This window comes from Streptomyces seoulensis (assembly GCF_004328625.1).
In the GTDB taxonomy this organism is placed as follows: Bacteria; Actinomycetota; Actinomycetes; order Streptomycetales; family Streptomycetaceae; genus Streptomyces; species Streptomyces seoulensis.
The window spans coordinates 2,948,483-2,964,761 of the sequence record NZ_CP032229.1 but is presented as its reverse complement, the minus strand read 5'-3'; the positions used below and the strand labels follow the sequence as shown (position 1 = coordinate 2,964,761).

Here is a 16,279-nt window from a genome sequence, read left to right as displayed (position 1 = left end):
CGACCCCCTCGGTGACGGGGCTCAACGGCCCCAGAGTCTGACACGCGTTCATGATCCGAAACGGACTCCCCGCAGAGAGGCCGGTCCGTAGGGCTTCCACGGTACCTGAGCCCGCGCCCATACGGTACGTCGCCCGCAGCACGCGCGTGTGCACAGGACCCACGAGGAGCCCTGTCCTCGCTGGTCAATGGCGATTTTAACCACTTATCGGGGTACGACCCGCCGACGGAAGTGACAGTTCTCTCCAAGTTGCCCCCGGCGGGTACCGCCGGGGGCCCCGGGCGCCCACCCCGACGGGGGCCGGGCGAGATCGCCGGGGCCGTGCCGCCCCGGCGTGTCGGTCAGCGTGCGGCGCGCGCGTCGGCCATCCGCTGCTCGGCGATCCGGTCGGCCGCGGCGGCCGGCGGAACCCCGTCCGCCTTCGCACGTGCGAAGATCGCCAGCGTGGTGTCGAAGATCCTCGCCGCCTTCGCCCGGCACCGCTCGAAGTCGAAGCCGTGCAGCTCGTCGGCGACCTGGATGACCCCGCCCGCGTTCACCACGTAGTCCGGCGCGTAGAGGATGCCCCGGTCCTCAAGGTCCTTCTCCACGCCGGGGTGGGCGAGCTGGTTGTTGGCCGCGCCGCACACCACGGACGCGGTGAGCACCGGCACCGTGTGGTCGTCCAGCGCCCCGCCGAGCGCGCAGGGGGCGTAGATGTCGAGTCCCGCCAGCCGGATCAGCGTCGCGGTGTCCGCGACCCGGCGCACCGCCGGGTGGGCCTCGACGATCGCGTCCACGGCCTCGTCGCGGACGTCGGTCACCACGACCTGGGCGCCCTCCGCGAGCAGGTGCCCGACCAGATGCCGGCCGACCTTGCCCACGCCCGCGATGCCGACCACCCGGTCCCGCAGCGAGGGGTCGCCCCACAGGTGCTGGGCCGAGGCGCGCATGCCCTGGTAGACGCCGAACGCGGTGAGTACCGAGGAGTCGCCGGCGCCGCCCTGCTCGGGGGAGCGCCCGGTGGTCCAGCGGCACTCGCGGGCCACCACGTCCATGTCGGCGACATAGGTGCCCACGTCGCACGCGGTGACGTAGCGCCCGCCGAGCGAGGCGACCATGCGGCCGTAGGCGAGCAGCAGCTCCTCCGTGCGGTCCCGCGCGGGGTCACCGATGATCACGGCCTTGCCGCCGCCGTGGTCGAGCCCGGCCATGGCGTTCTTGTACGACATCCCGCGCGCGAGCTGGAGCGCGTCGGCCACGGCCGCCGCCTCGTCCGGGTACGGGTGGAAGCGGGTGCCGCCGAGCGCGGGGCCCAGCGCGGTGGAGTGGATGGCGATGACGGCCTTCAGGCCGGTGGCGCGGTCCTGGCAGAGCACGACCTGCTCATGGCCGCCCTGGTCCGAGCGGAACAGGGTGTGCAGGACATCTGCGGTGACGCCGGTTACCTCGGTCACTGTGGTGACTCCTGTGTAAGAAGCGGCGGGCGGGGCCTGAAGCCCCTGGGGGTTCCCCCACACTTTTGGTGGCGGGGGAGGCGGCGGGGTGCTGCCACGCGGCGGTTGGGCCGCACGGCTGAGCGTAGAGCCTGCGCGCGGTCCGCGACCGGCCTGAGCACCAGATCACCCGCAGGTGCGACGCCCCGGCGATGGCGTGGCACGATTTGCAGTGGTTTCCAGGTGACCCGGACGGGGAGGGAGCAGGCGTGGCCAAGGTGTCCTCGGTGATCGTCCCCTACGCCGCCTACCTGCGCGTGTACGAGCCGCTGGCCGCCTTTCCGGAGCCGGAGCGCGAGCACTGGTCCCGCTACGCCCGCCGCGCCGACCGCCCCACCTACCAGGACGAGCTGCGCCGCTCACTGGCCGACCTGCTGCCCACCCCGCCCGTCGCGGTGCCGGTGCACGAGAGCGCCGACGCGTTCGTGCTGGAGCGGGACGGCGTGGTCTGCGTCTGCCCCTGGCGCACCCGGCTGCGCGGCTGGCAGGCGCTGTCCGGCCTCGGCGAGGAGCTGCCCACCCCGGTGCTGGACGCGGTGCTGCCGCCCCTGGTGCGCGACCAGGCCGCCCAGGACTACGAGCGCTGGCTGGAGCGCAATCCCGAGGCCCGCCCCTGGATTCGCGGGGCGACCTGGCAGATCCCGCTGAACTGGTTCGTGCTGGTCGCCGACGAGGAGCGCCGCTACGAGCCGCGCAGCGGCGAGACCCCGGCCCTGCTGCGCTACCGCACGCCGATGGTGCAGGCCCGGCGCCGGGTGGCGCGGGCGCTGCGCACCCTGAGGGACACCGTGCAGGAGAGCCCGCTGATCGACGGCGTGCTGGACGTGGGCCGCTGGCTGGAGGAGTTCCACCCGCGCTCGGTGGTGGAGCTGGACTACGGCGGCCTGGTGCACGCGGTGCCGGCCGGGACGCTGGAGGGGGACCACTCGGCGGCGGACGTGGCCGCCGGCATCGACGCGCTGCGCCGGGGCGACGAGAGCGCCGCGACCCGCGCCTACACCCGCCTCGCCACCCGCTGGCGGTCGATCCGGGACCTGCGCTCGGCGAACTGAGCCCGTACGGAGTGACGCACGTCACGGTCGAAATAGGCTCGAACAGCGTACGGTCTACGGAACTTGGACCGTTTGACGGGGCGTTGGCCTCGAACCGGGCTTTTGCCTCATTGGGTGATGGACGGCACTTACACGGCCCTTGCGTCTCTTGCCACTCCTCGTGCCAAAATAGGACAAGGAGTCCGGGGAGGACTCTGTCTGCCCATCTGCGCTCCACTATGGGCGGATTGCCCGCATTGTTAGCTTTGGGGGGTCTTGTGACTCCCGATCGCCATGTGACTGATCGTCACGTTGGCGTGACTGTCCGCTATGGCATGGTCCATCGGCTTCCGTCGTGGATGAACACCTGGGAGGGCAATTCCATCGGTTTGGCCGACGCGGCTGGACAGATGGTGTAGTTGTAGTGCCGAGGACAAGCCGTTCGTCCTATAACCGACTCGACTCGCGTCCGCCATTTCGGGCAACGCGGGTCAAGGTGCAGAATTTAGAGGAAAGAACCGAGAAGGTTCGGTTCTCCCGAGGAGGCCGCTCATGACCGCTCGCACCCCTGATGCCGAGCCGCTGCTGACCCCGGCTGAGGTCGCCACCATGTTCCGTGTCGACCCCAAGACGGTCACGCGGTGGGCGAAGGCCGGCAAGCTCACGTCGATCCGCACGCTCGGCGGGCATCGGCGCTACCGCGAGGCGGAGGTCCGTGCCCTGCTCGCGGGCATCCCGCAGCAGCGCAGCGAGGCATAACAACTGAACAACCGGGCAAAACGACCGGCCCCCCAACCGGCCGAAGCGCCCGAACCCTAGCTCCACAACGACGCGGGCCTGCCCCAACAGGCCCCATGCCCACGCCGGACGAACTCCGGAGGCACGTGGCACCGAGAGCGTCATGGATCGCGCTGGACTCCGCCGGGTCCAGCGCGATCTTTTTTGTGCGCTCACGGGCGCCTGCGGGGCCGCCGCGTGAGCGGCCTTGTCGGAGTCTGGGGAGGGGTGCGGGAAGCCCTGGGGGAGCCTGTGGGAAGCCCTCCCCGTCTGCTCCGGGAGGCGCGCGGGACACTCTCGGGGAGAGTGCAATTGCACATATTAAATTGACCTGTTGTAGGGCAGTGGTAAAAACCTGACTTTCAAAAACTCATGCAGTGACTCCCGTCACACGCCGAGACGCTTGTTGTCCCGCGCACAGGTGCGCTATTGGCGCCCTCCCGTCCCACCACCCCCTGGAGGAACGGGTGTTGGGGCAAAGCCCAGGTGTGCGCCCAGGGGTGCCCGCACATGCCCGGGAACAGCGAAAGGGCCCCCGGAAAACCGGGGGCCCTTCTCTTCACTGCGGTCCTGACGGGATTTGAACCCGCGGCCTCCACCTTGACAGGGTGGCGAGCACTCCAAACTGCTCCACAGGACCATCTGGTGCCGCGCTTCGTTTCTGCGTTGCGCTGCGAGAAGGACTGTACAGGAGTCCGGGTGCCCGGGTCGAACTCACCCGGTGCGACCGTGTGATTACGGCGCGGCCGCGTCGATCGCCTTCACGATCCGCTTGTCGGAGACGGGATACGCGGTGCCCAGAGCGTGGGCGAAGTAGCTGACCCGCAGCTCCTCCAGCATCCAGCGGATGTCCAGCACCCGCCGGGGCACCGGCCGGCCCTGGGGGAGCTGTTCCAGCAGCCAGGCGTACTCGTCCCGCATCTCGTGGACCTTCTGCATCCGGGTGGTGTCCCGCTGCACGTTGCCCGGCATCTGCTGCAGACGCCGGTCGGCGGCCACCAGGTAGCGCGTCAGGTCCGGCAGCCGGGCGATCCCCGCCCAGGTCACGAAGCCGGGCTTCACGAGCGCGTCCAACTGCTGCCGTACGTCGGCGAGGTTGGCCAGCAGCACGGGGCTGGAGACGCCCTTCAGGCGCCGTTCGCACGCCTGCCAGGCGGCCAGCACCTGCTGCACCTGGCCCACCGCACGCACGGTCGTGTCCACGATGTCGGCCCGCACCTTGTCGTAGAGCTTCCGGTACGACTCCTCGTCCCACACCGGACCGCCGAAGTCCGCGATCAGCTTGTCGGCCGCCGCCATCGCGCAGTCGTCGAACAGCGCCTGCACCGAGCCGTGCGGGTTGGCCGAGAGCGCGAGCTTCTGCGCGTTGGTCAGCTTGTCGGACGCGAACTTCGCCGGGTTCACCGGGATGTTGCGCAGGATCAGCCGGCGCACGCCCTTCCACATCGCCTCGGCCTGCTCCTCCTCGGTGTCGAAGAGGCGGACCGAGACGGTGTCGCCGTCGTCCACCAGCGCCGGGTACGCCTTCACCGGCTGGCCGGCCCGGCGGGTCTCGAAGACCCGGCTCAGCGTGCCGATCGACCAGTCGGTCAGGCCCGAGCGCTCCAGCGAGGGTCCGCCCTGCCGGGACGCGGTGGCGGCGGCCGCCTGCGAGATCGCCTGGCGGGCCTTCGGACGCAGCTGGAGCTTGAGCGCCTCCAGGTCCTTGTCCTCGGCCAGCTTGCGGCGCCGCTCGTCCACGATCCGGAAGGTGACCTTCAGATGGTCCGGCACCTTCGCCCAGTCGAAGTCCTCGGCGTCGAAGGGCACGCCCACCATGCGCTTCAGCTCGCGCGCCATGGTCGTCGCCAACGGCTCCTGGAGCGGGACCGCCCGCTGAAGGAACTTCTTCGCGTAGTTCGGCGCCGGGACGTAGTTGCGGCGGATCGGCTTGGGCAGCGAGCGGATCAGCTCGGTGACGACGTCCTCGCGCAGACCCGGGATCTGCCAGTCGAAGCCCTCGTCGGTGACCTGGTTGAGCACCTGGAGCGGGATGTGCACGGTCACACCGTCGGCGTCCGCGCCCGGCTCGAACTGGTAGGTGACCCGGAACTTCAGCTCGCCCTGGCGCCAGCTGTCGGGGTAGTCGGCCTTGGTGACCGCCTCCGCCGACTCCCGGATGAGCATCTCCCGCTCGAAGTCCAGGTAGTCGGGCTGCTCGTGCCGCTTGTGCTTCCACCAGGAGTCGAAGTGGGCGCCGGAGACGACGTGTTCGGGCACCCGCTGGTCGTAGAAGTCGAACAGCGTCTCGTCGTCCACGACGATGTCCCGGCGGCGCGCCCGGTGCTCCAGCTCCTCGACCTCGCTGAGCAGCTTGCGGTTGTCGGCGAAGAACTTGTGGTGGGTGCGCCAGTCGCCCTCGACCAGGGCGTTGCGGATGAACAGCTCGCGGGAGATCTCCGGATCGATCCGCCCGTAGTTCACCTTGCGCTGGGCGACGATCGGCACGCCGTACAGCGTCACCTTCTCGTACGCCATCACGGCCGCCTGGTCCTTCTCCCAGTGCGGCTCGCTGTAGGTGCGCTTCAGCAGGTGGCCGGCGAGCGGCTCGACCCACTCCGGCTCGATCTTGGCGTTGACGCGGGCCCAGAGACGGGAGGTCTCCACCAGCTCGGCGGACATCAGGAACTTGGGCTGCTTCTTGAACAGCGAGGAGCCGGGGAACACCGCGAACTTGGCGTTGCGGGCGCCCAGGTACTCGTTCTTGTTGCCGTCCTTCACGTCCTTCATCCCGACGTGGGAGAGCAGGCCCGCGAGGAGGGAGACATGGACGCGGTCGCCGGGGGCGTCGTCCTCGTTGAGATGGATGTCCATCTGCTTGGCGACCGTGCGGAGCTGGAGGTAGATGTCCTGCCACTCCCGCACCCGCAGGAAGTTCAGGTACTCCTGCTTGCACATCCGGCGGAACGAGGAGGAGCCGCGCTCCTTCTGCTGCTCGCGCAGATACCGCCACAGGTTGAGGTAGGCGAGGAAGTCGCTGGTCTCGTCGCGGAAGCGGGCGTGCTGCTGGTCGGCCTGGGTCTGCTTGTCGGCCGGGCGCTCGCGCGGGTCCTGGATGGACAGGGCGGCGGCGATGACCATGACCTCGCGGACACAGCCGTTCTTCGCGGCCTCCAGCACCATCCGCGCCAGGCGCGGGTCGACCGGCAGCTGGGCGAGCTTGCGGCCCGTGTCGGTGATCCGCTTGCGCGGGTCCTTCTGCGCGGGGTCGAAGGCGTGCAGCTCCTGGAGCAGCTGGACGCCGTCACGGATGTTGCGGTGGTCCGGCGGGTCGATGAAGGGGAACTTCTCGATGTCGCCGAGGCCGGCCGCGGTCATCTGCAGGATGACGGAGGCGAGGTTGGTACGGAGGATCTCGGCGTCCGTGAACTCCGGCCGGGCGAGGAAGTCGTCCTCGCTGTACAGCCGGATGCAGATGCCGTCGGAGGTACGGCCGCAGCGGCCCTTGCGCTGGTTGGCGCTGGCCTGCGAGACCGGCTCGATGGGCAGCCGCTGGACCTTGGTGCGGTGGCTGTAGCGGCTGATCCGGGCGAAGCCGGGGTCGATCACGTACTTGATGCCGGGCACGGTCAGCGAGGTCTCGGCGACGTTGGTCGCCAGCACGATCCGGCGCCCGGTGTGCTGCTGGAAGACCCGGTGCTGCTCGGCGTGCGAGAGCCGCGCGTACAGCGGCAGCACCTCGGTCGAGCGGTACTTCTTCTTCTCCAGCGCGTCCGCGGTGTCCCGGATCTCCCGCTCGCCGGAGAGGAAGACGAGGATGTCGCCGGGACCCTCGGCCATCAGTTCCTCGACGGCGTCGGTGATCGCGGTGATCTGGTCCCGGTCGGCGTCGGAGGAGTCCTCCTCCAGCAGCGGCCGGTAGCGCACCTCCACCGGGTACGTCCGCCCGCTGACCTCGATGATCGGGGCGTCCCCGAAGTGCCGGGAGAACCGCTCCGGGTCGATGGTCGCCGAGGTGATGACGACCTTCAGGTCAGGGCGCTTCGGCAGCAGCTGGGCGAGGTAGCCGAGCAGGAAGTCGATGTTGAGGGACCGCTCGTGGGCCTCGTCGATGATGATCGTGTCGTAGGCGCGCAGCTCGCGGTCGTTCTGGATCTCCGCGAGCAGGATGCCGTCGGTCATCAGCTTGATGAAGGTGGCGTCCGGGTTCACCTGGTCGGTGAAGCGGACCTTCCAGCCGACGGTCTCGCCGAGCGGGGTGCGCAGCTCGTCGGCGACGCGCTCCGCGACCGTGCGGGCGGCGATCCGGCGGGGCTGGGTGTGCCCGATCATCCCGCGCAGGCCCCGGCCCAGCTCCACGCAGATCTTGGGGATCTGCGTGGTCTTTCCGGAACCGGTCTCGCCGGCCACGATGACGACCTGGTGATCGCGGATGGCTGCCGCGATCTCGTCCTTCTTCTGGCTGACCGGGAGCTGTTCGGGATAGCTGACCGTGGGCACACGGGAGCGCCGTTCGGCCATCCGGGAGGCGGCCTTGTCGACCTCGCCCTCCAGCTCGGCCAGCACGGCGGCACGCGCCTCCGGCTTACGGATCTTGCGTGCGCCTTCGAGCCTGCGCCCGAGCCGGTGCGCGTCACGCAGCGACAGCTCGGTCAGACGGGAGGCGAGAGACCCCAAGGCGGGGGCGGGATGCGTAGACATACGCGATCCAGGATCTCACCTCGGGGAAATCCCGCGCGAATGAATTGTCAGCAGGAGTTCACGCCGAGCCGGAAGCCCGACTTGTAGCCGTTCTTGAATCCCTGCTGGTAGTCACGGTCGGAGTCCTTCAGCGACATGCCCTTCCCGTCATGGTGCTCACCGTCGTGGTGATGGCAGTGACGGCCGTCGCGGTACCCGGACCTGAACCCGTCCCGGAACCCGCGCTGGTAGTCCCCTTGCGAGGCGGGCGCCTTGGCCGCCGTGCTGACATGGGACGGAGCGGGCGCCGCCGAGGCCGCCTGCTGGAAGCCGATCGGAGCGAGGACGACACCGGCGGCCAGGAAGACCGAACACAGGGCAGCCGTCCGTTTTCTGTTCGTGGCGGGCATGAGAGCGCCCCCTTGGGTGATTTCCCCACGAATGGATGCGTTTTTACTCTAGTCCCGCACCTCCCACCTGCAACCGCGCTTTCCGGTCCCCTGAAAGCGGCCCGGAAACGCAAGAACCCCCTCCAGATACTGGAGGGGGTTCGGCCCGGATCGGGCGGTTGTGGCTGGGGCCGGGGTCGAACCGGCGACCTATCGCTTTTCAGGCGATCGCTCGTACCAACTGAGCTACCCAGCCACGAGGTTTCACGTGAAACCTCAGCGGTCCTGACGGGATTTGAACCCGCGGCCTCCACCTTGACAGGGTGGCGAGCACTCCAAACTGCTCCACAGGACCAGGCGCTGTACGACAGTGTCGCACAAGGTTGCGGGCCTTCCCAACGCGTTTCCCACCGGGGTGAGGTGCGCATCTGCTGGGCTGACGTCGCTGGAGAAGCGTATCAGAGCAGGGGCGGTGCTCCGTACCGCGCTTTTCGGGGGCGCGCAGGGCCCGGACGTGGGGAAACACGAAGGCCCGCCCTGGATCAGGGCGGGCCTTCATGACAAGTCCGCTGTGGTGCCCCCAACGGGATTCGAACCCGTGCTACCGCCTTGAAAGGGCGGCGTCCTAGGCCGCTAGACGATGAGGGCTATCGGCCCGCCTGGGCGCCGCATCGCGGCGCGTCGGGGACGTGTGCAGCATAGGGGATCGCGAGCGGTATGGGCAAAACCCTTCGCCGTGGTGAGGGCGCCGGACCGGGGACTCAGTGCTTCACCAGATGCCGGCTCACCTCGGCCGTGGTCCGCCCGAGCCCGCCCAGCTTGATCGCGTCCCATGCCTGGAGCCGGCGGGTGTCCCGGTCCAGATAGAGCACCGACGCCTCGATCGGTGCCGGGTACTGGCCCTCCACCGCGCGCAGTCCGCTGCCTCCGGTCGAGCCCTCGCGGCGCAGCCGGGTGCCCAGCGGGAGGATCTTGGTGCCCTGGGTGTGCAGATGGCCGCAGAGCACCAGCGGCACCGTGCCGTCGGTCCCGGCGGCGGCCACCGGTTCGTGCGCCACCGCGATGTCCACCGGGGTGCCCTTGGCCTTCTGGTCCCGCAGCGCCGAGGCGAGCCGGGCGCCCGCCAGCCGCTCCGCCGCGTCACCGCCGGTCGCCTGGGAGCGGTCGGGGGTGAACTGGGGGTCGCCGGTGCCCGCGAAGCGCACCCCGGCGATCGTCTCGGCCTCGCCCTCGTCCAGCACGTGCGCGTTCCTGATGCCCTCCAGATAGCGCTGGGTGGCCCGCGAGTCGTGGTTGCCCCGCACCCAGACGTAGGGCACGCCCAGATCCTTCACGGGGTCGAGGAAGCCCTTCTCCGCCGAGGTGCCGTGGTCCATGGTGTCGCCGGAGTCGACGATCACGTCCACCTTGTACTGGTCCACCAGCGAGCCGATGATCTTCCACGCGGCCGGGTTGAGGTGGATGTCGGAGACGTGCAGCACCCGGATCGTGGAGGGGTCGGGCTGGTAGGCGGGGAGCGTGGAGGCGACGTCGTACAGCTTGGTCACGTTGGTCACCAGGCGGGCCAGTTCCTGCTGGTAGACGTCGAAGTCGGTGACGATGCTGCGGGCGTTGCCCACCACGGACGGTGCCGAGGAGAGCAGGCCGGAGAACTTGGGCTCCAGCACCGACTTCGGGTTCCAGGTGGCCCACGCCGACACCCCGCAGGCCGCGAGCAGCGTCAGAGCGAGACCGCCGGCCGCCAGCGCGGGGCGCGGACGGCGGTAGACGGCGAGACCCAGTGCGGTCGCGCCGGTGACGACGGCCACGCACGAGCGCACCGCGAGGTCGAGCGTGCCGCGCTCGACGTCCCGGGCCACCTCGTCCTGGAGCCCGGACAGCCGCTCGGGATGGTCGACCAGCGCCTGGGCGCGCCCGGGGTCCAGCTGGTCCACGTCGACGTCCAGCCGGACGGGCGCGACATGGCTGTCCAGGGTCAGCGCGCCGAGCGGGGAGACGTCGACCTTGGTGCCGCCGCTGAGCGAGGGCCGCAGGGCCATGGTGGTGTCCATCGGGCCGACCGGGGCCCGGACGTTGCCGACGATCAGCAGGCCCAGCCAGGCCCCGACGAGTACGACACCCGTCAGGCCGAACGCCCGCAGCCACCGGCCGCCGCCGGTCCGGCGCGGCGGATGCCACCACTTCCGTTCGCGGGGCGGGTCCGGGGCGGAAGCGGCGGGGACTCGGGGCATTGGTGCCGTATGCCCGTACGAGCGCCGGGACATGCGGGGCGGTCAGCCCCAGCCCAGTTCGTGCAGCCGGGCGTCCTCGATGCCGAAGTGGTGGGCCACCTCGTGGACCACGGTGACGGCCACCTCGTGGACGACCTCCTCGGTGGTCCGGCAGTACCGCAGGGTGGGGCCCATGTAGATGCTGATGCGGTCGGGCAGGACCCCGGCGTACCACTCGCCGCGCTCGGTGAGCGGGGTGCCCTCGTACAGGCCGAGCAGTTCGGGGTCGTCGGGGGAGGGTTCGTCCTCCACGAAGACGGCCACGTTGTCCATGACCCGCGTCAGTTCCGGCGGGATCCGGTCCAGGGCCTCGCTCACCAGCTCTTCGAACCTGTCGCGCGTCATCTCCAGCACAGGGCCATTGTCGGCCAAGCCCGCCCGGCGCGGGGCGTGTACGCGCGGTCCGCCGTGCTCCGGCCGGCCGGGACCGTGGCGTGTCCTCCCGTGGGCGGCGGGAGTTGGGCAGGGCGTTCCCGATTCCCCGCTGTCGGAGGTGGCCGTCGTGCGCCGCTTGTACGTACCCGTCCGTCTGGCCGTCGCGGTGCTGGCCGTGGCCGCCGCCTCCGGCTGTGTGCACGTCGGTGACGACGCGGGCCCCCGCCGTACCCCGCACTCCGCCGCCCAGCGGGAGGGGGCGGGTCCCGGGGGCGGGCCGGTGTCCGGGGGCGGCGGGGTCGAGGCGGACGACGAGGAGGGGGGCGACGGCAAGCACGGGCACGGCGGCAAGAAGAGGAAGCACGGGGAGCCGGCCTCCGCCTCGGCGGACGAACGGGAGCCGGGTGAGCAGGGTTCGGCGGTGCCGTCCAAGCCGGGGCAGACGGTGCGGCCCGGGGAGCCGGTGCCGACGGGTGAGCCGACGCCGCCCCCGGTGACCTCCGCGCCGCCGGAGCCGCCCGCGTCGACCCCGCCGCCGCCGGACACCGAGCCGCCGTCCGCCGAGCCGTCCTCCTCGGCCCACGAGGACCCCGCCCCGCAGTGAGCCGGAGGGGGTCGAAGTAGGGGGTTGACAAGCCGGTTTGCCTTCAGGGGTGGAGGGTGCGTATGGTGGTAGATCGTTTGATCCCATTTGCCCGGCGCCATCGCAGAGCGCGCCGTGTGGCGCGTACTCTCCTTTGCCGTGACGGACCGCATTGAGGCGGTTGTGTTGTGCGAATCACGGAGTTGACGGGCGCGTGCCGAGAGACTCCGGAAGGTTTCGCATTCGCATGTCCGTTTCCAGTACTGACCAGTTCGTCGCGCCCGAGAACCCCGAGGGCGTGACCGCCCTCGGGGACGAGACGAACGAGGTCACCGCTGTCGTCGAGGCCGATGAGGCCACCGACACCCCCCAGCTCACCTTCGCCGACCTCGGTCTCCCCGAGGGCATCGTGCGCAAGCTCGCGCAGAACGGCGTGACCACCCCCTTCCCGATCCAGGCCGCGACCATCCCGGACGCCCTGGCCGGCAAGGACATCCTCGGCCGTGGCCGCACCGGCTCCGGCAAGACCCTCTCCTTCGGTCTGCCCACCCTGGCCACGCTGGCCGGCGGCCGCACCGAGAAGAAGCGTCCGCGCGCCGTCATCCTGACGCCGACCCGCGAGCTGGCGATGCAGGTCGCCGACGCCCTCCAGCCCTACGGTGACGTGCTCGGCCTGAAGATGAAGGTCGTCTGCGGCGGTACCTCGATGGGCAACCAGATCTACGCCCTCGAGCGCGGCGTCGACGTCCTCGTCGCCACCCCGGGCCGCCTGCGCGACATCATCAACCGCGGCGCCTGCTCGCTGGAGGACGTCCAGATCGCGGTCCTCGACGAGGCCGACCAGATGTCCGACCTGGGCTTCCTGCCCGAGGTCACCGAGCTGCTCGACCAGGTCCCGGCCGGCGGCCAGCGCATGCTGTTCTCCGCGACCATGGAGAACGAGATCTCCACCCTGGTCAAGCGCTACCTGAACGACCCGGTCACGCACGAGGTCGACAGCGCCCAGGGCAACGTCACGACCATGTCGCACCACATCCTCATCGTGAAGCCCAAGGACAAGGCGCCGGTCACCGCCGCGATCGCCTCCCGCAAGGGCCGCACGATCATCTTCGTGCGCACCCAGCTCGGCGCCGACCGCATCGCCGAGCAGCTCCGCGAGTCCGGTGTGAAGGCCGACGCGCTGCACGGCGGCATGACCCAGGGCGCCCGTACCCGGACGCTGGCCGACTTCAAGGACGGCTACGTCAACGCGCTCGTCGCCACCGACGTCGCCGCGCGCGGCATCCACGTCGACGGCATCGACCTGGTGCTCAACGTCGACCCGGCGGGCGACCACAAGGACTACCTGCACCGCTCCGGCCGTACCGCCCGCGCGGGCCGTTCCGGCACGGTCGTCTCGCTGTCCCTGCCGCACCAGCGCCGCCAGATCTTCCGGCTGATGGAGGACGCGGGCGTCGACGCCGCGCGCCACATCATCCAGGGGGCCGGCGCCTTCGAGCCCGAGGTCGCCGAGATCACCGGCGCGCGGTCCATGACCGAGGTGCAGGCCGAGTCCGCGGGCAATGCCGCGCAGCAGGCCGAGCGCGAGGTCGCCGGTCTGGTCAAGGAGCTGGAGCGGGCCCAGCGCCGCGCCGGTGAGCTGCGCGAGGAGGCCGACCGCCTCGTGGCGCGGGTCGCCCGCGAGCGCGGCGAGGACCCGGAGGCCGCCGTGGCCGAGGCGCAGGCGACCGCCGAGCAGGCCGTCGCCGAGGCGGCCGCCGAGGCCGAGCGTCCGGCCGCCCGCGAGCCCGAGCGCGACGAGCGTCCGGCCGGGCGCCGTTCCTTCGGCGACCGTGGCGAGCGCCGTGACGACCGTGGTGGCCGTGGCTTCGAGCGTCGTGACGACCGTGGTGGCCGTTCGTTCGAGCGCCGTGACGACCGTGGCGGCCGTGGCTTCGAGCGCCGCGACGACCGCGGTGGCGAGCGCCGTTCCTTCAACCAGGACCGGGGCGACCGGGGTTTCGAGCGCCGCGATGACCGTGGTGGCCGTGGCTTCGAGCGCCGCGACGACCGTGGTGGCCGTTCGTTCGAGCGCCGCGACGACCGTGGCGGCGAGCGCGGTGGCGAGCGCCGTTCCTTCAACCAGGACCGCGGCGGCGACCGTGGCGGCGACCGGGGTTTCGAGCGCCGTGACGACCGCGGTGGCCGTTCCTTCGAGCGCCGTGACGACCGTGGCGGCTTCCGCCGCGACGACCGTGGCGGTCACCGGGGCAGCGACCGTCCGTTCAACCGCGAGCGCCGCGACGACCGTCCGGGCTTCCGCTCCGGCGGCCACGAGCGTCCCTACGGCCGCCGTGACGAGCACCGCGGCACCGGCGGCTCCTCCTCCTTCGGCCGTCGTGACGACAAGCCCCGCTGGAAGCGCAACGGCTGACCCTCGGTGAGCCGGCGAAGGGCCCGTACGGATCTCCGTACGGGCCCTTCGCGTGTCCCGGTGTTTTTCGGCCGCCGCGTGGCGCATGTCGCGTCGGCGCCCAGGGAATTGCTGGGGTCATGACAGACGACACGCAAGCGAAAGCCGAGTCGGCCCTGTCCGACGAGGAGCGGCTCGCCCAGCTCGGCTACACCCAGGTCCTGGCCCGCCGGATGTCGGCGTTCTCCAACTACGCCGTCTCCTTCACGATCATCTCGGTACTGTCCGGGTGCCTCACGCTGTACCTGTTCGGCATGGTGACCGGCGGCCCGGCCGTGATCACCTGGGGGTGGGTGGCCGTCGGCCTGATGACGCTGTTCGTCGGCCTGTCGATGGCCGAGATCTGCTCCGCCTACCCGACCTCGGCCGGCCTGTACTTCTGGGCGCACCGGCTCGCGCCCCCGCGCTCGGCGGCGGCCTGGGCCTGGTTCACCGGGTGGTTCAACGTGCTCGGCCAGGTGGCGGTGACGGCGGGCATCGACTTCGGCGCCGCGTCCTTCCTCGGGGCCTGGCTGAACCTCCAGTTCGGCTTCCGGGTCTCACCCGGCCGTACGGTCCTGCTCTTCGCGGCGATCCTGCTGCTGCACGGGCTGCTCAACACCTTCGGGGTGCGGATCGTCGCCCTGCTGAACAGCGTGAGCGTGTGGTGGCACGTGGGCGGCGTCGCGGTCATCGTCGGCGCGCTCGCCTTCCTGCCCGACCACCACCAGTCGGCGTCCTTCGTGTTCACCCACTTCGTCAACGAGACGGGCTGGGGCAGCGGCTTCTACGTCGTGCTGCTCGGCCTCCTCATGGCGCAGTACACCTTCACCGGCTACGACGCCTCCGCCCACATGACCGAGGAGACCCACGACGCGGCGACCGCCGGCCCGAAGGGCATCGTCCGCTCCATCTGGACCTCCTGGATCGCGGGCTTCGTCCTGCTGCTGGGCTTCACCTTCGCCATCCAGTCCTACGACGGCGCGCTCCAGTCGCCCACGGGAGCGCCCCCGGCGCAGATCCTGCTGGACGCGCTCGGCGCCACCACCGGCAAGCTGCTCCTGCTCGTGGTGATCGGCGCCCAGCTGTTCTGCGGGATGGCCTCGGTGACGGCCAACAGCCGCATGATCTACGCCTTCTCGCGGGACGGCGCGCTCCCCTTCTCCCGCGTCTGGCACACGGTCAGCCCGCGCACCCGGACCCCGGTCGCGGCGGTCTGGCTGGCCGCCCTGGGCGCGCTCGTCCTCGGCCTGCCGTACCTCATCAACTCCACGGCGTACGCGGCCGTGACGTCCATCGCGGTGATCGGGCTCTACATCGCCTACGTCATCCCGACGCTGCTGCGCGTCCGCAAGGGCGACGCCTTCCAGCGGGGGCCGTGGCACCTGGGCCGCTGGTCGCTCCCCGTCGGCGTGGTCTCGGTCGTGTGGGTCGTCCTGATCACGGTCCTGTTCATGCTCCCGCAGGTCTCCCCGGTCACCTGGGAGACCTTCAACTACGCCCCGGTCGCCGTCCTCGTCGTCCTCGGCTTCGCCGCCACCTGGTGGCTCGCCTCCGCCCGCCACTGGTTCCTCCGCGACTGACCGACGCGGCCGTGTCCCCGATACCCGATCGGAGACACGGCCACCGCCAGCTATGCTCGGACAGGCAACACCGCCCAGGGCCCTTAGCTCAATTGGCAGAGCAGTGGACTTTTAATCCATTGGTTGTGGGTTCGAGTCCCACAGGGCCTACGTGAACGCCCCCGGTTCGACGATCCGTTGAGCCGGGGGCTTGTCTGTTTTGTCCGGTTCCGGGCCGGGGTGACGTGAGGTGCACCCGGTGGGGATCGATAGCTGTTCCGGCGGACTCAGTTTTCGGGGGGAGGCGCCGACAGATTATTTACCGTAATAGCCGAGGTGGGTTTTTTCGTCCGACGCGCGCCGCCGTGGCGTGCTACCGTCGATCTCGGTTGCAGTTGTGGTTCCCGAAGTTGAATTTCCGGTCTTTTCCGGTTGGGGTAATCATCGCGGCGACACGCGGTTCGTACAGTGCGTACCGCGATGCACTGCCCCGAAGGAGAATTGACATGGCTACTGGCACCGTGAAGTGGTTCAACGCGGAAAAGGGCTTCGGCTTCATCGAGCAGGACGGCGGCGGCGCCGACGTCTTCGCCCACTACTCCAACATCGCCGCCCAGGGCTTCCGTGAGCTGCTCGAGGGCCAGAAGGTGTCCTTCGACATCGCGCAGGGCCAGAAGGGCCCGACGGCCGAGAACATCGTCGTCGCCTGACGCCGCGCGCACTCTGC

11 protein-coding genes and 5 tRNA genes are annotated in these 16,279 nt (G+C 70.3%); 7 read left to right on the top strand and 9 right to left on the bottom strand.

Translation table 11 applies throughout. The features are described from left to right. Nucleotides 1-341 precede the first annotated feature (341 nt). Complete coding sequence (locus D0Z67_RS13800; protein ID WP_031179205.1) at nt 342-1,436, bottom strand: Leu/Phe/Val dehydrogenase; 1,095 nt, start codon at nt 1,434-1,436, stop codon at nt 342-344. A gap of 248 nt (nt 1,437-1,684) precedes the next feature. Between D0Z67_RS13800 and D0Z67_RS13795 the strand changes: the two genes are divergently transcribed. Both D0Z67_RS13795 and bldC read left to right on the top strand, forming a co-directional pair. Beyond that, entirely contained in the window at nt 1,685-2,527 is an 843-nt protein-coding gene (locus tag D0Z67_RS13795; protein WP_031179206.1) for a DUF8083 family protein, read from the top strand. A gap of 531 nt (nt 2,528-3,058) precedes the next feature. Beyond that, a complete protein-coding gene (gene bldC / locus D0Z67_RS13790) occupies nt 3,059-3,265 on the top strand; it encodes a developmental transcriptional regulator BldC (protein ID WP_003949541.1) in 207 nt (68 codons plus the stop codon). Nucleotides 3,266-3,848: 583 nt separating this feature from the next. Here bldC and D0Z67_RS13785 read toward each other — a convergent pair. From D0Z67_RS13785 to D0Z67_RS13750, 8 genes are all read right to left on the bottom strand, one after another. Next, nucleotides 3,849-3,923: transfer RNA gene (locus D0Z67_RS13785), tRNA-Asp, on the bottom strand. A 95-nt stretch (nt 3,924-4,018) separates the two neighbouring features. Beyond that, nucleotides 4,019-7,963: an ATP-dependent RNA helicase HrpA gene (hrpA, locus tag D0Z67_RS13780; RefSeq protein WP_031179207.1), complete on the bottom strand. Its 3,945-nt coding sequence runs from the start codon at nt 7,961-7,963 to the stop codon at nt 4,019-4,021. Nucleotides 7,964-8,010: 47 nt separating this feature from the next. Further along, nucleotides 8,011-8,352 carry a hypothetical protein gene (locus tag D0Z67_RS13775; RefSeq protein WP_031179208.1) on the bottom strand — a complete coding sequence of 114 codons (342 nt, stop codon included), beginning with the start codon at nt 8,350-8,352 and terminating at the stop codon, nt 8,011-8,013. A 161-nt stretch (nt 8,353-8,513) separates the two neighbouring features. Continuing rightward, nucleotides 8,514-8,587, bottom strand: a tRNA-Phe gene (locus D0Z67_RS13770). A gap of 24 nt (nt 8,588-8,611) precedes the next feature. Next, nucleotides 8,612-8,686 (bottom strand) — tRNA-Asp (locus D0Z67_RS13765). Between the two features lie 217 nt (nt 8,687-8,903). Next, nucleotides 8,904-8,979: transfer RNA gene (locus tag D0Z67_RS13760), tRNA-Glu, on the bottom strand. A gap of 113 nt (nt 8,980-9,092) precedes the next feature. Continuing rightward, entirely contained in the window at nt 9,093-10,595 is a 1,503-nt protein-coding gene (locus tag D0Z67_RS13755; RefSeq protein WP_420824435.1) for a metallophosphoesterase family protein, read from the bottom strand. A gap of 9 nt (nt 10,596-10,604) precedes the next feature. Then, entirely contained in the window at nt 10,605-10,955 is a 351-nt protein-coding gene (locus tag D0Z67_RS13750) for a metallopeptidase family protein (protein ID WP_031179210.1), read from the bottom strand. Between the two features lie 148 nt (nt 10,956-11,103). On the opposite strand from D0Z67_RS13750, the gene D0Z67_RS13745 reads away from it, so the two are divergent. The 5 genes from D0Z67_RS13745 (at nt 11,104) to D0Z67_RS13725 (ending at nt 16,262) form a co-directional block, all read left to right on the top strand. Beyond that, on the top strand, nt 11,104-11,580 hold the full coding sequence (locus D0Z67_RS13745; protein ID WP_031179211.1) for a hypothetical protein: 477 nt from the start codon (nt 11,104-11,106) through the stop codon (nt 11,578-11,580). Between the two features lie 226 nt (nt 11,581-11,806). Then, a complete protein-coding gene (locus D0Z67_RS13740) occupies nt 11,807-13,972 on the top strand; it encodes a DEAD/DEAH box helicase (RefSeq protein ID WP_031179212.1) in 2,166 nt (721 codons plus the stop codon). A 119-nt stretch (nt 13,973-14,091) separates the two neighbouring features. Beyond that, on the top strand, nt 14,092-15,573 hold the full coding sequence (locus D0Z67_RS13735; RefSeq protein ID WP_031179213.1) for an amino acid permease: 1,482 nt from the start codon (nt 14,092-14,094) through the stop codon (nt 15,571-15,573). 77 nt (nt 15,574-15,650) lie between these two features. Further along, nucleotides 15,651-15,723, top strand: a tRNA-Lys gene (locus D0Z67_RS13730). A gap of 335 nt (nt 15,724-16,058) precedes the next feature. Further along, complete coding sequence (locus D0Z67_RS13725; RefSeq protein ID WP_019329653.1) at nt 16,059-16,262, top strand: cold-shock protein; 204 nt, start codon at nt 16,059-16,061, stop codon at nt 16,260-16,262. The last annotated feature ends 17 nt before the right edge of the window (nt 16,263-16,279 follow it).